The organism is Asanoa ishikariensis, assembly GCF_900107455.1.
Classification (GTDB): Bacteria; Actinomycetota; Actinomycetes; order Mycobacteriales; family Micromonosporaceae; genus Asanoa; species Asanoa ishikariensis.
Genome location: NZ_FNQB01000003.1, coordinates 1,326,902 through 1,342,491 on the forward strand (window position 1 = coordinate 1,326,902; position 15,590 = coordinate 1,342,491).

The following is a 15,590-nucleotide window of genomic DNA, read 5'->3' on the forward strand; positions in this document are numbered from 1 at the left end:
ATCTGATCGCGATCTCAGAACATTCTTCATGTTTTCTGGAGGTCGCATGCGTCGTCCCGCGTTCCTGACCGCCACGCTCACCGTGCTCGCCGCGGGCGTCGTGGCCGTGCTCGGCAGCAGTCCACCCGCATCCGCCGCGCTGCCGACCGCCGCCGTGGCGCTGGGCGACAGCTTCGTCAGCGGTGAGGGTGCCGGCAGCTACCAGGCCGTGACCGACCTCAACGGGGTCGCACAGGGCTTCCCCGGTTGGTCGGCGGCCAACAACAACGCCTTCTTCTGCCACCGTTCGGCGAACGCGTCGATCCAGCAGGCGGCGCTGCCGGGCATCTCCGCCCGGTTCAACCTGGCCTGCTCCGGCGGGCAGCCCTTCGACATCGCGTCGGCCTCGGCCAGCCGGGCCAAGGGCCGCACCGTGGCCTCCCAGCTCGACCAGTTGCGGGCCGTCGCGCAGACCCACGACATCGACCTGGTCATGATCGGACTGGGCTCCAACAACAGCCAGTTCACGTTCGGCAACGTCGCGGAGAAGTGCGCCAACCGGTTCATCGCGGACGCCTGGACCGGCTGGTGGGAGTTCTGGGCCTACATCAACGGCCCGGTCGAGCAGGCTCCCTGCGCGACCAGCGACCTGGCCACGGACGCCCAGCTCACGGCGGCCACCGCCGAGACGCTGGCCGCCGTGCGGCAGATCGTCACCACCGTCCGGCAGATCGACCCGGACGGGCAGCACCGGATCGTGCTCCAGGACTACACCAACCCGCTGCCGTTCGACCTGGCCCAGCGCTTCTGGACCGAGGACGGGCGGGCCGACGACCGCGACAAGTTCCGGGAGCTCGGCGCCGAGCGGTACGCGGCCGGCTGCCCGATCCACCGGGCCAGCCTCGCCGCCGGCCATTGGTTCTCCGGGGGCCTCGGCACGATCGTCCGCACCGGACAGTCGACGCTGAGCGCCGAGTTCCCGGGCGAGGACATCGTCTACCTCAACGTGCAGCGCGCCTTCGACGGTGCGCGGCTCTGCGAGACCGACGCGAGCCCGACCGGGGCGCTGGCCACCCCGATCCGGCTGCAGGACGGGCCGACCGGCGTGCCGGTGACGAGCCTGTCCGGCAAGGACAAGATCGCGATCCAGCGCATCGCCAACGCCTGCGCCACGTACTTCCAGACGTGCCAGGAGTCCTGGCACCCGAACGCCGCGGGCCACCAGGTCCTCGGCCAGTGCCTGGCCGCCGCGGCGACGACCGCCAACCGGACCGTCGCGTGCGTACGGCAGGCGGACGGGCGCATCGCGTTCAGCTAGCTGATCGGCGCTGGCCCTCGCCGGGTGGCGGGGGCCAGCTCTGGTCACCATGTTCCAGGTCCGTCAGCCGCCTGCGCACCGCGTCGACGTCCAGGTCGTTGTCGCGGTCGCTGTCGGGAAGCTCGGTCAGGATGCTCAACGCCTGTTGCCAGGCCTCGCGGGCCGGGTCGCCGCTGTCCGCGGCACGGTGGGCATCGCCGAGTCGCACCAGCGTGCCCGCCTCGTAGAGGCGGGCACCCAACTCCTTGAACAGGTCGATGGCGCGCTGGAAGCTGGCGATCGCCGGTTCCTGTTGCCCGAGGTGATGCTGGGCGAGGCCGATCGTGTCCCAGGTCATCGCCTCGCCGTCCACATTGCCGAGTCGCTGGTTGAGGGTCTGCGCGCGCAGGCTGTGCGCGAGAGCGTCGTGATACCGGCCAAGGCGGATCTCGCACCATCCGGCGTTGTTCAGCGACTCGGCCTCACCCGCCGGGTGGTTGGCGGCGCTGTACAGCTCGTGGGCACGGCGGACGTGCTCCAGTGCCCGCTCCGGCTCGTCGAGACGATCCCACCTGAACCCCATGTTCTGGTGGGTCTGGGCCTGTCCGACGAGGTCGCCGCGGCGGGCGTAGAGCTCCAGCGCCGCCGCGAAATGACGGTCGGCGTCGTCGTACGCGTGCAGCAGGACACTGGCGCCGGCCGTCGCACGGTGGGCGTACGCCTCGGCCACCGGCTCGCCGAGGTGGCCGGCTGCCCGTAAGGCCTCGTGCCAGGCGTCGATCCGGTCGTTCCAGATGACCTGCCGGTTCAGGTACGTGTCCAGCACCCACGCGATCTGCCAGGTGCGCTCGTGCCAGTCCGACGCGGCGGCTCGTCGTAGCGCCGCGAGCAGCGGGCGATGTTCGGCGTGCAGCCACGCCACGGCCGCGGGGCGATCGGGAAACTGTTCGGGGCGGGTGCCGGCCGCCGGCGCGTGGATCGGGACGGGAATCGGGTCGCGGGCCGGATGCGCGAGCCGGTCTGCCGCGTACCCGGTGTGCAGGTAGTGGTCGACGAGCCGTTCGGTGGCGGCGTCGCGCTCGCCGGGCGGCACCTCGCTCTCGGCGAGCTCGGCGGCGTAGGTGAACACGAGGTCGTGCCAGCCCCACCGGCCCGGAGTCCGTTCGACGAGCAGACTGATCCCCGCCAGCTCGGCCAGCAGCTTCCTGACCTGCGGCACCGGAACGGCGGCGAGGCTGGCGGCCGCACGGGTGGAGATCTCGCCACGGTGGTTCAGACCCAGAAGCCGGAAGAGGTACGCCGCCTCGGGCGTGAGCGCCGCGTACGACCAGGAGAACGCGGCCCGCAGCCGGCTGCCCGGATCGACGGAGTCCAGCGCGGCGCGGTGATCATGCGTCCCCGTCAGCTCGGCGGCGACCTGGGCCAGCGCGAAGCCGGTCTGCTGGGCGCGCGCCGCGACGACGCTGAGCGCGAGCGGCAGCCCGGCGCAGAAACCGATCACCCTCCCGGTGGCGTCCGGATCAGCGTCGACGCCTTCGGCGCCGAGCCGGTCGGCCAGGATCTCGCGCGCCTCGCGCCGGGTCATCACGTCGAGGATGACCGGGTCGGCACCGTCGCTGACGACCAGGTCGGTGAGCAGGTCCCGGCTCGTGACGACGACCAGGGCGGTCGGGGTGCCGGGAAGCAGCCGGCGGACCTGGCCGCTGTCGCGGGCGTTGTCCAGCAGGATCAGCATCCGTCGGCCGGCGACCACGCTTCGGTAGAGGCCTAGCTGGGACTCGAGGGCGGCCGGGATCCGTTCGGCCGGAACCGCAAGGGCGTCCAGAAACCCTCGCACGACCTCGGCGGTCGTCACCGCGGCGCGGCCTTCGTCGAACCCCCGCAGGTCCACGTAGAGCTGCCCGTCCGGGAACCGATGGGCGACCCGGTGCGCCCAGTGCACCGCCAGCGCTGTCTTGCCGACGCCCGCGGTGCCGGACACCGCCGACACCGCGACCGCCGTCGACTCCCCCGCCAGCAACGCGTCCAGGGCCGCGAGCTGCGGTTCGCGGCCGACGAAGCCGGCCAGGTCCGCCGGTAGCTGTGCCGGGGTCAGCCTGGTCGGCGCCTGCGCGGGCTCGCCCCGCAGGAGCTCCCGATGGAGAGCCTGCAGCTCGGGCCCCGGGTCGGTGCCCAACTCCTCCGCGAGTCGCGCCCTGGCCCGCGCGTAGTGGTCCAGCGCGTCGCCGGGGCGGCCGGCGGCTCGCAACACCCGCATGAGCGCCGCGGTGAGCGACTCCGCCCGCGGATAGTCGCCGACCAGGCTAACCAGCGGGCCGAGCACCGCGCCGGCGTTTCCGACGCGAAGCTCGGCACCGGCCCACGCCACCGTCGCGTCGAGCCTCTCCTCCGCCCAACCGTCGCGCGTACGCGCGGCCCAACTGCCACTCATGCCGGCCAACGGGGTGCCGTGCCACTCGGCCAACGCCTCCCGGAGCAGCGTCGCCTGCCGGTCCGCCGGACAGCCCGGCGCTCTCGCCGCGGCCGTGAGCCGGCGGAACCGGAACAGGTCGACAAGCTCCGGATCGACGTCGAGGAGGTAGCCGCCGTCGGAGTGGACCAGCCGTGGCGGAGCCCCGCCGGCGTGCGCCGCGAGCACGCTGCGGACGTGGGCGACGTGGGCGCGCAACGCTCCGCGGGCATCCCGTGGGGGCGACTCGTCCCACAGCCGCTCGACCAGGACCTCCGAGGGCACGACGTGTCCAGGGTCCGCCAGCAGCGCGGCCAGCACAGCGCGTCGTCGTGGCTCGCCGGAGTCGACGGGCCGCCCGTCGACCACCAGCGCCACCGGCCCGAGGAGGCGATACCGCACCGTCTTCGTGAGCCCGTTGTGCGAGGTCGCGCCGCCTTTGGTCATCGTGACTCCACACGGGACAGGCATTCGACGAACGGCAATGTCGACAGATCCTAGCGGCCAGCTAGGGCTTTGTGGGTCTGCGAATGGCTGACCGGTAGCTCTACGGATCCGCTTGGCCACCGTCGCGTCAGACGCTTTCTCCATGGCTGGTGCGGGTGGAGGGCGGCGGGTGCGGCGGTTGCGTCCCGGCGAGGTCGAGACGGTCGTCAAGGTCTTCGAGGGCATGTCGACGTGGTCGCGGTTCCTGCGCTACCACACCGCACTGCCCCGGCTCACCGGTGCGTACCGACGTGCCTTGACCGATGTGGACGGCAGTCGGCACGTGGCGTTGGTCGCCGAACGGCTCGACCACCGGGGCTGGCGCCCGGTGGGTATGTCCCGTCTCGTCACCGTACGCACGCAACCGACCCGCGTCGGCGAGATCGCCGTCGAGGTGGTCGACGCCGCGCATCGGCAGGGGTTCGGCGAGGACCTCGTGCGGCGGATCGTCGCCGAGGCCGCCGTCCTCGGACACGACCACGTGTACGCCTACGTCCTGCGCGGCAATGCGCCCATGCGGCTACTCATCGACAAGCTCTTCCCGGACGCGACCGCCGACGGCGAGCTGATCACGATCTCCACCGCTAGCCGCCGAGTCGGCGGATGAGGTCGCGACGGGAACGCATGCCCAGTTTGCGGTAGACGTTGCCGAGGTGGTAGTCGACGGTGCGGACCGAGAGCAGCATCTGTTCGGCGATCTCCCGGCTTGTTCGCCCCTGCGCGGCGGCGTGGGCGATCCGCCACTCGTGCGGCGTCAGCGCGTCCGCGGCGGCAACGATGACCGGCGCGGCACCGGCCGACGGGGACAATTCGGCACGCGTCTGCTCGGCCCACACCGCGGCCCCCGCCGTCTCGAAGATGTCCAGCGCCGCCTCCAGATGGGTGCGGGCGCGGTGCCGTCGACGCGCGCGGCGCAGCCACTGCCCGTACCGCAGCAGTGTCCTGCCCCGCTCGAGTGGTGCGGGCACCTGGCCGGCGACGCGCAGCGCGGCCTCGAACGCCATCTCGGCGGTGGTGTCGTCGGCGAGGGTGGCCCGCGCGCGAGCGGCGACCGCCGCCGGCACCCGCCCGCCGGTGCGCGCCGCCGACGCATCGAGCCGCGCCGCGACAGCGCGTGCCTCCTCGGTGTTCCCGGTCGCGGCGAGCGCCTCGACGAGGTCACCCTCGTGGGCGACCGCACCGCTGTCGACCACCCCACCGGCGCGAAGCATCGTGTCCACCATGGTCAGTTCCGCCACCGCGTCCGGATAGCGGCCGGCCGCCAGGGCGGCGGCACCCAGCGCGCTGCGGGCGTACGCCTCGACTCCGAGGTGGCCGGGCGCGAGTGCGATCGCCTTTCTCGCGTGCGCTGCGCATTCCGGTGCGCCGCGGGCGGCCTCGACCCGGGCGAGGGCGACCGTCGCCTCGGCCGTGTTGACCGGCTGTCCCATGGCCTCGGCGAGCTCGACCCCTTCGAGCGCGTCCGCGTACGCGGCGGCAAGCCGGCCCAGCCGCAACTCGAGCTCGGCCCGCAACGGAAGCGCGTAGGCGAGCAGCGAGATGTCGTTGACCTCGCGGGCGCCGGCGACGTCGCGGTCGAACATCCGCCGCGCCTCGTCCCACCTCTCGATCCAGGTCAGGACCATCCCGGTCTCGGCGCACGACCCGTCGGAGCGCCGGGCCGCGCTGACGGGCATGGTGGCCAGCGCCAGCGGTGTCGCCTCGGGCAGCCCGGCGAGCACCTGCGCGTACGCGAGCCGCGCCGCGACCTTCGGGATCTTGTGGTCGCCGACGAGTGGATCCGCCAGCTCGTAGGCCCGGGAGCAGACCTGGAGCATTTGGGCGACGTCCCACCGCCGGTTCGGGGCGTTGACCAGCAGGCTTATCAGCCGGCCGGCGTGGGCGGGAGCGGTCGGCGCGAGCTGTTCCGCCGCGTCGAGCAACTCGTCGAAGATCTCGTCGATGTCGCCGCGCAGCGCGGCCAGGTAGGCCCGGTTGGCCAGCGCCTGGGCCCTGGTCCCGGGGTCGTCGCCGACCAGCAGGAGGGTCTCGCGGATCAGCCGTTCCGCGTGGTCGACGGCGCCGGATGAGATCCACAACGGGCATGCGGCGACCAGGCGGGCGGCGCTGAGTGCCTGGTCCGGAGTGAGCATGGCCGCCCGTTCCCAGGCGGCCGCCTCGGCGGCGACCCCGCCGCGACGGCTGGCGCGTTCGGCGGTTTCGGCAAGTGCCTGGGCCACGGCCGCGTCGGGGCCGGTCGCCGCCTGGGCGAGATGCCACGCCCGGCGGTCGGCGTCGAGCGGACCGGAGCACGCCCTGGCCAGCGCCGCGTGGGCCGCGCGGCGTCCGCCGGGTCCGCCCGACGCGTGCACGGTGGAGCGGACCAACGGGTGACGGAACTCGACGCTCTGGCCGGACACGCGGAGCAGGCCGAGCTCCGTCGCCGCGTCCAACGCGGCGACCGGCAGGTCCAGTTCCCGCAGCGCGCCCATGACCAGGTCCAGGGTGGCGGTCCCGGCGACCGCGCAGGTGAGCAGCGCGAGCCGCTCCACCGGGGTCAACGAGGAGATCTGGGCCGCGTACGCCCGTTCGAGCCGCTCGGTCGTCGGCATCGTGTCGCCGATGGGCACGCGGCCGGCCCGCTGGTCGTCGGTCATCGCCTGCGGGATCTCGCCGAGCGCGAGCGGGTTGCCGTTGGCCAGCGTGGTGAGCTGCTGGGTGACCAGCGGGGAGTCGACGCCGCCGCGGCGCAGCAGCTCGGCGGCGGACGACGCGTCGAGCCCGTCGAGGTGCAGCTCGGGGATCCCGGGTGCGGCGAACGCGGGGATGTCGCGGGTGGCGAAGACGAGCAGGACGGCCTCGGCGAGCAGCCGGCGTGCGGCGAAGAGCAACGCCTCGGCCGAGGCGCGGTCGAGCCAGTGCGCGTCGTCGACGATGCAGAGCAACGGCCCGGCCTCTGCGGCGGCGGCGAGCAGGGACAGCGTCGCCGCGTACACGGCGAATCTGTCGACCGGCCCGACCGCGTCGGCCTGCGCCGTCGCCGCCTTGAACGCCGCGAGCTGCGAACCCGGCAGCTCGTCGAGGTGCGTCAGCAGGGGTCGGGTGAGGGCCGTCAGCCCCGCGAACGGCAGATCTGACTCGAACTCGACGCCCGTGGTCCGCGCGACCCGAAGGCCGGTAGCGTGCGCGGCCAGGTCGTCGAGCAGCGCGGTCTTCCCGATCCCGGCGGCGCCACGGATGACGACGACCCGGCTCGACCCGGCGCGCACGTCGTCGGCGAGCGCGGCCAGCATCCGCCGTTCGGCATCCCGGCCGACCAGCCCGATCCCGGCGGCCACCATCCGAGGATGGTCTCAACCCCCGAGCCACCCAACTATCGAAAACCCGACCGTCGCCTTAGTCCTGTTGCTCCTCGCGCGCCTGGCGGGCCATGCGGGCCTCGCGGGCGGCCAGGACCGCGCCCAGGCCCGGCTCGGCCACCTGCGGGCGGTAGAACTCGCCGGCGGAGGTGCGCAGCAGGAGCAACGACGGGATCAGCACGGTGAGCAGCTCGCCGGCGGTCAGCAGGCTGCGCACGACCGAGTACCAGCCGGGCAGCAGCCGCGACCAGGCCTCCTCGACCACGGGATCGGTGCCGTTGGTCGGCGAGAACTCCGGGTTGTTCGCGATGCCGACGCCGAGCAGGCACACCGCTGCCGCGGCGGCGACCCACACCGCGACCCGCGCGGCCGGCGAACGCCGCCGGATCGCGGCCGCCAACGCGCCGAAGACCACGATCACGCCGACCGCCACCACGACGTTGACGTTCAGCGCGCCGCGCATCTGCTCGACCCACACGTCCGCGTCGTCGACCGCCCGCTCCAGCAGGACCCGCAGCGCGCCCGGAGCGGCGTCGTCGAAGTTGCCGATCGCGAGCCGGGTCGCGATCACGTCGAGCACGCCGAGGACGGCCGCGCCGGCCAGGAAGACGGACGCGATGGCGACCGGCCGCGGCGGCGGACCGCCAGGATTCGTGGCCACGCTGTCGTTCCTCCTCCAGATGATCAAGGACGGCAGCGTACGCACGGCTCAGGATCCGGCACAATCCCTCAGGTGGCCATCGATGCTCACCCGCCGCTGTGCGCGGAGTGCGGTTCCCGGCAGGCGCCGTTGAGCTGCGACGAGCTCTTCGAACGGCTGCTGGCGCTGGACCACTCCCGGCAACCGCCGTGGGGTCCGCTGCACGGTGTCGTCGTGTCGTGCTTCTTCCTGCAGCATCCCGCCCATCGGCTCGCCCCGCGGGGCAGGAAAGACGCGGGGTGGGCGTTCCTGCTCGCGTACCGGTCGGGCGGTCCGGCTGCTCTCGAAGCGGTGATCCACAGCGCCCGCCGGCGCAACTCCCACCGCAGCCACGCCGGCCCAGAGCTGTTCCACCCGGCTGTTCCGTTGCCCGAGCGCCCGGCGCCGACGAGTTTCGGCACCACCATCGCCGATGTGGCGGTGGACGGGAGTTTCCCGGCCGATGGCTACGACCAGCGGGTCAGCGCCTGGGCTTCGGCCACGTACGCCGCCTGGACCGGGCCGTCGTGATCAGACGGAGGTCGCTCGGTCTGACCGTTACGGCAGCACGACTAGTCTGCGGCCCCGCAAATCGGTGCGTTGCCAGGCCTTCTCGATGTCGCTCAGGGGGACCTTGACCACGTCGAAGGTCAGCGCTCCGGACTGCGCCCACGTGACGACCTGGCCGTACACCTCCTGCATGGTCTGTGGGCCGAGTCCCTTGGCCGCGCCGTAGATCTCGACACCGGAGGTGCGCAGGCTCTCCGCGGCGAGAACGAGCCCGGCGCCGGCGGACTCGCCGATCTGGATCAGCCGGGTCGGCTTCGGGAACGCGAACGTCTGCGGCACCAGCGATCGCAGCAGGATCTCGGTGGGTCTGCCCCAGAGAAAGTCCAGCACGACGTCATAGCCATCGCCCTTGGCATCGAGGTACGCCTGCGCCAGCGCTTCGTCCGGTACGGCGGTGTTGATCACCTCATCGACTTGCAGCTCACGCAGTTGGTCGTCGTCGCGGCCGGTCGCGATGATTCGTCCGGCGCCGAGCAGGCGGGCCACCTGCACCGCGAGTCGCCCCGCGACGCCGGTCGCGCCCTGCACGAGCACCGTCTCGCCCGGCACGAAGCCGGCGGCGGTCTTGATGGACATGCCGGTGATCGCCGTGCCCAGCACGGTGGCGATCGCCGGGTCGATGCCGTCCGCGATCGGCATGTAGGCGCCCTTGGGCACCACGGTCTTCTCGGCGAGCGCGCCGTACGGCCGGCGGGGGTTGCCGAACCCGACCAACGTGCCGTCCGGCAGTGCGCCTATGCCGTCGAAGGCGGGAATCGCCGGCAAATCCGCGATGTACTGCTGGCTCGCGTAGTGCGTGCCGGCCGCGATGCGCTTGTCGACGGTCTCGACCGCGACCGCCCTCACGTCGATGACCACCTCGTCCTCGCCGGCCACGGGATCCGGGAAGTCCTCGTAGCGGGGGATGCCTCCAAGCTCGTGCAGCACCGCTGCCTTCATGACAGCTCCTGGCCGAAGAACGCCGCGATCCGGCGCTGCCATTTCGGCAGGAAGCGGGGAGGGCGAGCGGGCGAGTGGTGCGGGGCGTTGCGACCGTGGACCGCCGCGCCCTGGTGTCCGGCCGGCCGCTCGACATGCGCGGGCACTGCGGGAACGCGATGTGTCACCCGGTGCAGCACGCTGCGGAAGTTTGTCATCTTCATCGCCTCTCTATCGGTGATAGAGAGAATCTAGCACTGATAGAGTGCTGGCGGGAGGTGTCAAATTTGGCGTTGGACCGACAGCGGATCGTCGCCGAGGCCGTCGCCCTGCTCGACGCCGAGGGTCTCGACGGCGTGACGACGCGAAAGCTCGCCGCGCGGCTCGGTGTGCAGTCGCCGACCCTCTACTGGCATCTGCCCAACAAGGCGGCCCTGGTCACGGCGATCGCCGACGCGATACTCGACCAGGAGTTCGGCGACATGTCACCGCCCGAGCCCGATCAACACTGGCAGGACTGGTTGAGCGGCCTGGCCGAGCGGCTGCGCCGGGCGCTGCTCGCCCATCCGGACGGCGCCCGAGTCATCTCCGCCTCCCAGCTCTCCCGCACCATGGCCGCGATCTCCGAACTGGCCATGAGCACCCTGGTGGCGCGCGACATCCCGTTGCGACAGGCCCGCGTGATCGTGCTGACCGTCGAGCGCTTCACGGTCGGCCACGTCCTCGAAGAACAGGCCCCCCGTCCGGACACGGAGGCGCTGAAAGACTTCGACATGGCCGCGTTCACCGACCAACACCCGACCGTCGTGGCCGCGATCGCCGACTACTTCCGCCCTGGCCGCACCGTGGACGACCTGTTCCGCGAGTGCCTGGAGGTCGTCATCGCGGGCGCCGCGGTCAAAGCCGGGGCCAACTCCTGACGGCCTCGGCGGCCTCACGGACGGATCGCGAACCGCACTCTTCGGACGGGTATCAGCGGCGGCACGCGAGCAGGACCGTGTCGTTCTGGTGGTGGGTGCCGGGCGGTGCGGGTGTGGTCCGCGGGCGCGACTCGTTGGCCAGGATCGTCCAGTCGTCGCCGAGCAGCGCGGCGATGTCGGCCGGGTGCCAGTAGTCGGCCGGGTCGAAGCCGTGGTCCGTGCCCGGTGGGAGGTCGGCCGGGTCGTGGCTGGCGACGAGCAGGGTGCCGCCGGGCGCGACCGCGGCGACCAGGCCTCGCGGGCCCGCGTCACCCGCCTGCTTCAACAGGGGGAAGTACTGCGCGGTGACCAGGTCGAACTCCCCCGGCGGCGGCGTCTGCGTCAGGTCCAAAGCCGTCCAGGTCACCCGATCGGCGAGGTCTGGGTCGGTCGTGGCGGCGCGGTCCAGCGCCGTCCGCGAGATGTCGATCGCGGTCACCTGCCACCCGCGCTGCGCCAGCCAGCGGGCGTCGGCGCCCTCACCGCAGCCGACGTCGAGCGCCCGCCCTGGCGGCAGGTCGGTGACCTCGGTGACCAGGACGCCGTTGGGGCGACCACTGAAGACCTGGTCGCGGCTGCCGTACAGGTCGTCCCAGAACTGGGCGCCGTGGTTGCTCATCACGCCACCCTGCCCGGCGTCGCGGCCGCCCGCCAAACCTCCTTGCCGGAACGGCAAATCAAGCGGCGGCTCGGGTGACGCACAGCCGCTCGGGCACGGCCCACCACTGGTCCGGGCGGTCGACGACCGCAGCGGTCGGGCCGTCGTCCAGGACGCGGGCGAAGCGCAGCAGGAACGCGGCGATCCCCGCGGCGCCCTGCATCCAGGTCGTGCCCGGCGGCAGCAGCGGCGGGTCCTGCCGGTACTCCACGAACTGCCAGCGCGCCCCCGCGTCGTCGCGGATCGCCCGCTCGACGAGGGCATCGGCCATCGTCTCGACGCCACCCATCAGCACCGCCGCGTACGCCTCGTCCGTGGTGTCCTGGGCGGCGTCGAGCAGGACGTCGGCGACGCCCGCCGTGCCGCAGCAGCGGCCGTCGTTGTCCCAGAAGCCGGGGCGGAGCCGTTGCGGGAGACCCGAGCTCAGCACCGAGTGCAGGCAGCGCCGGCGCAACTCGTCGACCCCGAAGTCACCGACCCGCTCGACCCCGGCGCGGGCCAGGGCGGCGAACACCTGGGAGGTGCCGGCGGGGCCGTGACACCAGTTGTACGTCACCGGCTCGACCTCGCGCTGCGACCGCGGGATGGTGTGCTCGACGACGAACCCGCCGTTGTCGAGCGAGGCGATGGCCAGCAGGTGCGCGGCACCCTGGCGCGCGGCGGCGACGAAGTCGGCCCGGTCGAGGGCGTGGCCGGCGACGGCCAGCGCCGCGGCCACGCCGGCGGTGCCGTGCGAGAAGTTGGGGGTGCTCGACGTGTATCCCGGCAACATCCGCCAGTCCAGGCCGGCCTCGGTCGGCTCGGCCGCCCGCAGAAGCGCCTCTCCCCCGGTCGTCATGATCTCGGCGGCGACCGGACCTCCGGACCAGGCGGCGGTGAGCACCACGCCGGCGCTGCCCGAGACGACGTCCGACAGCACGCCGCCGAACATCTCCCGGACGCTCGGCGACGGTTCCCATCCGGCGGGCGTGCGCAGCGCGGCCAGCCGTTCCATCGCGAACCGCTCCTGCCCGGGAGCCAACAGCCGCAGCGCGGTCACCTCACCGCCGAGGCCGTCGTAGAGCGACGGGTCGCTGCGGTCCGAAGGCCCGCCCAAGCGGTCGACGATGCCCGCCGCCAGTGCGGTCTCGGCGCCGTTCAGAGGACGATGGCGGCGGACCTCGGCGAGTACGGGAGCCAGCCCGGCAATGCCCGCGTAGAGCGAGTCGCGGTCCTCGGCCGGCTGCGGAGGATCGTCGCCGACCACGTCGGGGAGCCACGGCCCGTCGTCGTACCGGACCTGGCTCAGCACCCAGGCCCAGGCGGCCTCGCCCAACTCGCGATACCTCGATGCGTCAGACACGCCGCCACGATAACGGCGTGACCGGCGCCACTCGGCCTTGCCATGAGGGCGCTCTCAACGGTCCGATCTCCGGATGTCCGCCTCGACGAGCACCGGTGCTGCCATCCCCCGCGAAGTGCTGCGGGCGCGGACGGCCGTCGCCGTCGTCTTCGGCCTCAACGGCCTGGCGTTGTCATCCTGGTTCGCCCGGGTGCCGGCCGCGCGGGACGCGCTGGAGCTCAGTGCCGGCCAGTTGGGCCTGCTGCTGCTGACGGTCTCCGCGGGTGCGGTGGCGGCCCTGCCGGTGGCCGGCGTGCTGACCCACCGGCTCGGCACCTCGCGGACCGTGGCCGCGGTGACGGTCGTGGCCTCGGCCGGGCTGGCGCTGGCCGGCGTCGGCGCCGGAGTGTTCGGCTCGCCGGCACTGGTCGGCATCGGCCTGTTCGCGCTCGGCTACGGCAGCGGCACCTGCGAGGTCGCGATGAACGTGCAAGGGGCCGCGGTCGAGCGCCGGCTGCGTCGCACGATCATGCCGCGCTTCCATGCGGCGTGGAGCCTGGGTACGGTCACCGGCGCCCTGTTCGGCGCCGGGTGTGCCCGGATGGACGTGCCGATCGGCGTACACCTGGCACTCGCGAGTGTGGTCATGGCCGTCGGCACGCTCTTCGCCGCCAGCGCGTTCCTCGCGTCCACATCGGACGACGGCTCGGCCGCCGCCCGTCCCCGGTTGCTGGCCGCCTGGCGCGATCCGCGCGTCCTGCTCATCGGCCTGTTCGTGCTGGTGTTGGGATTCACCGAGGGCGCCGCCAACGACTGGCTGGCGCTCGCCTTCGTCGACGGCCACGAGGTCAGCGAGGCAGCCGGCGCGGCGGCGTTCGGCGTGTTCGTCGTCGCGATGACCATCGGGCGCACGGCCGGCACGGTCGCCCTCGACGCGTGGGGCCGGGTCCCGGTCCTGTTCGCCACGATGCTGATAGCGGCCGCGGGCACCGTGATCGTCGTGTTCGCGGGGACCGCGGCGGTCGCGCTGGGCGGGGTGGCCCTGTGGGGGCTCGGCGCGTCACTCGGCTTCCCGGTCGGCATGAGCGCGGCGGCCGACGACGAGGCCCGCGCCCCGGCACGGGTCAGCGTCGTAGCGGTCCTCGGCTACACGGCCTTCCTGGCCGGACCACCGCTCGTGGGTTTCCTCGGAGACCACGTCGGCATCCTGCGCGCATTGCTGGTCGTGCCACTCGTCCTGCTGCCGGCGCTCGCCCTGCTGCCCTCCGTGCGGGAACAACGGGGCCTCGCGGCATAGGCGCTATCGGCGATCAGGCGCGGTCGTGGAGAGTGACCTGGTAGCCGTCGGGGTCGGCGAAGGTGAATGTCCGGCCGAAGGGGCCGTCGATCGGTGCGGACACGATGGTGTGACCGTCGGCGACGAGCGCGTCGTGAACGGCCTGGACATCCGTGGCGTGGAGCCAGATCGCGGCACCGATGCCGGGCTGGGCGACTGAGGCGAGATCGGTGCCGGGAACGACGTCGCGGAGAGCGAACGCGATCGGGGTCGTCTCGAAGACGACGGCATGGGGCGGCCCCTGCGGCGAGCGGACGAGGCCGAGGTACCGCTCGTAGAACGCCTGCGACGCGTCGAGGTCGCGAGCTTGCAGAGAGAGGAAGTCAGGGCCGGTCGCGGGCATGATCATGCTCCTTCGGATCGTGTCAGTCTTCTGACACGACAAACCTATGTCAGACTACTGACATGAGTCAAGCTGGTGCCGGCATCGACCTGGAGACGTCCCTGGGCTACCTCCTGAAAGAGGCGTCGAGCGCCCTCCGCGCGGCCATGGAGGCGGTGCTGCGGCCGCTCGGGATGACCGTGACGCACTACTCCTGCCTCGAGCTGCTGGCTCAACGACCCGGCTTGTCGAACTCCGAGCTCGCGCGGGGCGCGTTCGTGACACGGCAGTCGATGAACGTGCTGCTCCAAACCCTGGAACGAGAGGGCTACGTGACCAGGCCGGCGGAGGCACCCTTCGGGAAGGTTCTTCCCACGCGCCTCACGCCTCTCGGGCGACAGAGCCTCGAGAAGGCGACCGCGGCGGTCCGATCCGTCGAGCTCAGGATGCTTGGCGGCTTGACCGAGTCCGAGCAGTCAGCCGCGCTCCGGATCCTGCGAACCATGGTCCGCTCCCTGCGCGACGGCAACGACGGCGCGTAGCTCGCCACGCAGCCGGCCGCCCAGCAACGCGACCGGACGCCGGTGGCGGGAGTGCTAGCGCCGTTCTCCGTGTAGGGCGAATATCGTGCGCGCCCAATAGTCTGGTTCCTCGTGACCGAGAAGGTTGTCCGGGCCAATCGCGAACGATGCCCAATGCTCGTTGACCATGGCCAACGCATCCGAGGTCGATGTTCCGAATATCCGGACTATTTCTTGGACGATCGCCCAGGCGTAATCCCGCATGTCCTCGACCACCGCGAAGCCGAACTCGAATTGGCCGATGGCGGCCGCCGCGGCGCGGGCCGCTTCGCTGACCGCGGGATCCGGATCCTCGATGCGGGCGGCGACCGCCGCGAGTAGCTGCGGTCGGATTTGCCGAACCTTCCGAAACGTCGACGCCGGGTGATCCAGCGGTGAGTAGCCGGCCAGCTCGACGAACTCGCGCACCATCGCGTCGCCTACCGACTCGACCACCCTTGCCAGCCACGCCAGCAGGTCGGCTCGTCGCGGAGTTCGTGGGTCGGCCACGAGTTCGGCGACATACTGAGCGGCCGGCATCGCGGCCGAATAGACGTTCGGATATTCAAGCAACTCGTATGACAGGTGAACCAGACCCGCCTCCACGGCCTGCGGATCGCTCGACGAGAGCCCGAGCAGCATGGTCGGCGTGTCCGGGTGCGCCGAACCGTTCCTGTTCTCTAGACGAACCCAGTCGGTTTCCTCGAGGACTGACACC

General features: G+C 72.2%; 15 protein-coding genes. 6 read left to right on the forward strand and 9 right to left on the reverse strand.

The genetic code is table 11. From position 1 onward, the window contains the following. Window positions 1-46: 46 nt before the first annotated feature. Window positions 47-1,297, forward strand: coding sequence for an SGNH/GDSL hydrolase family protein (locus BLV39_RS29990; protein ID WP_090800004.1), 1,251 nt, complete (start codon window positions 47-49; stop codon window positions 1,295-1,297). Here BLV39_RS29990 and BLV39_RS29995 read toward each other — a convergent pair. Then, a complete protein-coding gene (locus BLV39_RS29995) occupies window positions 1,290-4,172 on the reverse strand; it encodes an AfsR/SARP family transcriptional regulator (protein ID WP_176985143.1) in 2,883 nt (960 codons plus the stop codon). The two genes, BLV39_RS29990 and BLV39_RS29995, sit on opposite strands and share 8 nt — an antisense overlap. 169 nt (window positions 4,173-4,341) lie before the next feature. Here BLV39_RS29995 and BLV39_RS30000 point away from each other — a divergent pair, with 169 nt between their 5' ends. Further along, window positions 4,342-4,818: a GNAT family N-acetyltransferase gene (locus BLV39_RS30000; RefSeq protein ID WP_143049940.1), complete on the forward strand. Its 477-nt coding sequence runs from the start codon at window positions 4,342-4,344 to the stop codon at window positions 4,816-4,818. Here BLV39_RS30000 and BLV39_RS30005 read toward each other — a convergent pair. Both BLV39_RS30005 and BLV39_RS30010 read right to left on the reverse strand, forming a co-directional pair. After that, window positions 4,796-7,531, reverse strand: coding sequence for an AAA family ATPase (locus BLV39_RS30005; RefSeq protein ID WP_090800007.1), 2,736 nt, complete (start codon window positions 7,529-7,531; stop codon window positions 4,796-4,798). The two genes, BLV39_RS30000 and BLV39_RS30005, sit on opposite strands and share 23 nt — an antisense overlap. Before the next feature lie 55 nt (window positions 7,532-7,586). Continuing rightward, on the reverse strand, window positions 7,587-8,210 hold the full coding sequence (locus BLV39_RS30010; RefSeq protein ID WP_090800008.1) for a hypothetical protein: 624 nt from the start codon (window positions 8,208-8,210) through the stop codon (window positions 7,587-7,589). 72 nt (window positions 8,211-8,282) lie between these two features. Here BLV39_RS30010 and BLV39_RS30015 point away from each other — a divergent pair, with 72 nt between their 5' ends. Beyond that, the gene (locus tag BLV39_RS30015; RefSeq protein WP_204082569.1) at window positions 8,283-8,759 is read left to right on the forward strand and encodes a DUF5946 family protein; all 477 of its coding nucleotides are present in this window, start codon (window positions 8,283-8,285) and stop codon (window positions 8,757-8,759) included. Between the two features lie 27 nt (window positions 8,760-8,786). On the opposite strand, the gene BLV39_RS30020 is transcribed toward BLV39_RS30015, so the two are convergent. Next, window positions 8,787-9,737 (reverse strand): quinone oxidoreductase family protein, encoded by a 951-nt coding sequence (locus BLV39_RS30020; protein ID WP_090800009.1) that lies wholly within the window; start codon window positions 9,735-9,737, stop codon window positions 8,787-8,789. Then, window positions 9,734-9,940, reverse strand: coding sequence for a hypothetical protein (locus tag BLV39_RS42550; protein WP_143049941.1), 207 nt, complete (start codon window positions 9,938-9,940; stop codon window positions 9,734-9,736). Before BLV39_RS42550 ends, BLV39_RS30020 begins: the two co-directional genes overlap by 4 nt. A gap of 63 nt (window positions 9,941-10,003) precedes the next feature. Here BLV39_RS42550 and BLV39_RS30025 point away from each other — a divergent pair, with 63 nt between their 5' ends. Next, complete coding sequence (locus tag BLV39_RS30025; protein WP_090800010.1) at window positions 10,004-10,636, forward strand: TetR/AcrR family transcriptional regulator C-terminal domain-containing protein; 633 nt, start codon at window positions 10,004-10,006, stop codon at window positions 10,634-10,636. Between the two features lie 52 nt (window positions 10,637-10,688). Here the strand turns inward: BLV39_RS30025 and BLV39_RS30030 are convergent, their stop codons facing one another. Both BLV39_RS30030 and BLV39_RS30035 read right to left on the reverse strand, forming a co-directional pair. Beyond that, window positions 10,689-11,294, reverse strand: a complete 606-nt coding sequence (locus tag BLV39_RS30030; RefSeq protein ID WP_090800804.1) for a class I SAM-dependent methyltransferase — start codon at window positions 11,292-11,294, stop codon at window positions 10,689-10,691. 58 nt (window positions 11,295-11,352) lie between these two features. Next, complete coding sequence (locus BLV39_RS30035) at window positions 11,353-12,675, reverse strand: lanthionine synthetase LanC family protein (RefSeq protein ID WP_204082568.1); 1,323 nt, start codon at window positions 12,673-12,675, stop codon at window positions 11,353-11,355. A gap of 73 nt (window positions 12,676-12,748) precedes the next feature. Here BLV39_RS30035 and BLV39_RS30040 point away from each other — a divergent pair, with 73 nt between their 5' ends. After that, entirely contained in the window at window positions 12,749-13,951 is a 1,203-nt protein-coding gene (locus BLV39_RS30040; RefSeq protein ID WP_090800012.1) for an MFS transporter, read from the forward strand. A gap of 13 nt (window positions 13,952-13,964) precedes the next feature. Here the strand turns inward: BLV39_RS30040 and BLV39_RS30045 are convergent, their stop codons facing one another. Continuing rightward, a complete protein-coding gene (locus BLV39_RS30045) occupies window positions 13,965-14,333 on the reverse strand; it encodes a VOC family protein (protein ID WP_090800806.1) in 369 nt (122 codons plus the stop codon). Between the two features lie 62 nt (window positions 14,334-14,395). On the opposite strand from BLV39_RS30045, the gene BLV39_RS30050 reads away from it, so the two are divergent. Beyond that, a complete protein-coding gene (locus tag BLV39_RS30050; RefSeq protein WP_090800013.1) occupies window positions 14,396-14,854 on the forward strand; it encodes a MarR family winged helix-turn-helix transcriptional regulator in 459 nt (152 codons plus the stop codon). 54 nt (window positions 14,855-14,908) lie between these two features. Here the strand turns inward: BLV39_RS30050 and BLV39_RS30055 are convergent, their stop codons facing one another. After that, complete coding sequence (locus tag BLV39_RS30055; RefSeq protein ID WP_143049942.1) at window positions 14,909-15,589, reverse strand: hypothetical protein; 681 nt, start codon at window positions 15,587-15,589, stop codon at window positions 14,909-14,911. Between the last annotated feature and the right edge of the window lies 1 nt (window position 15,590).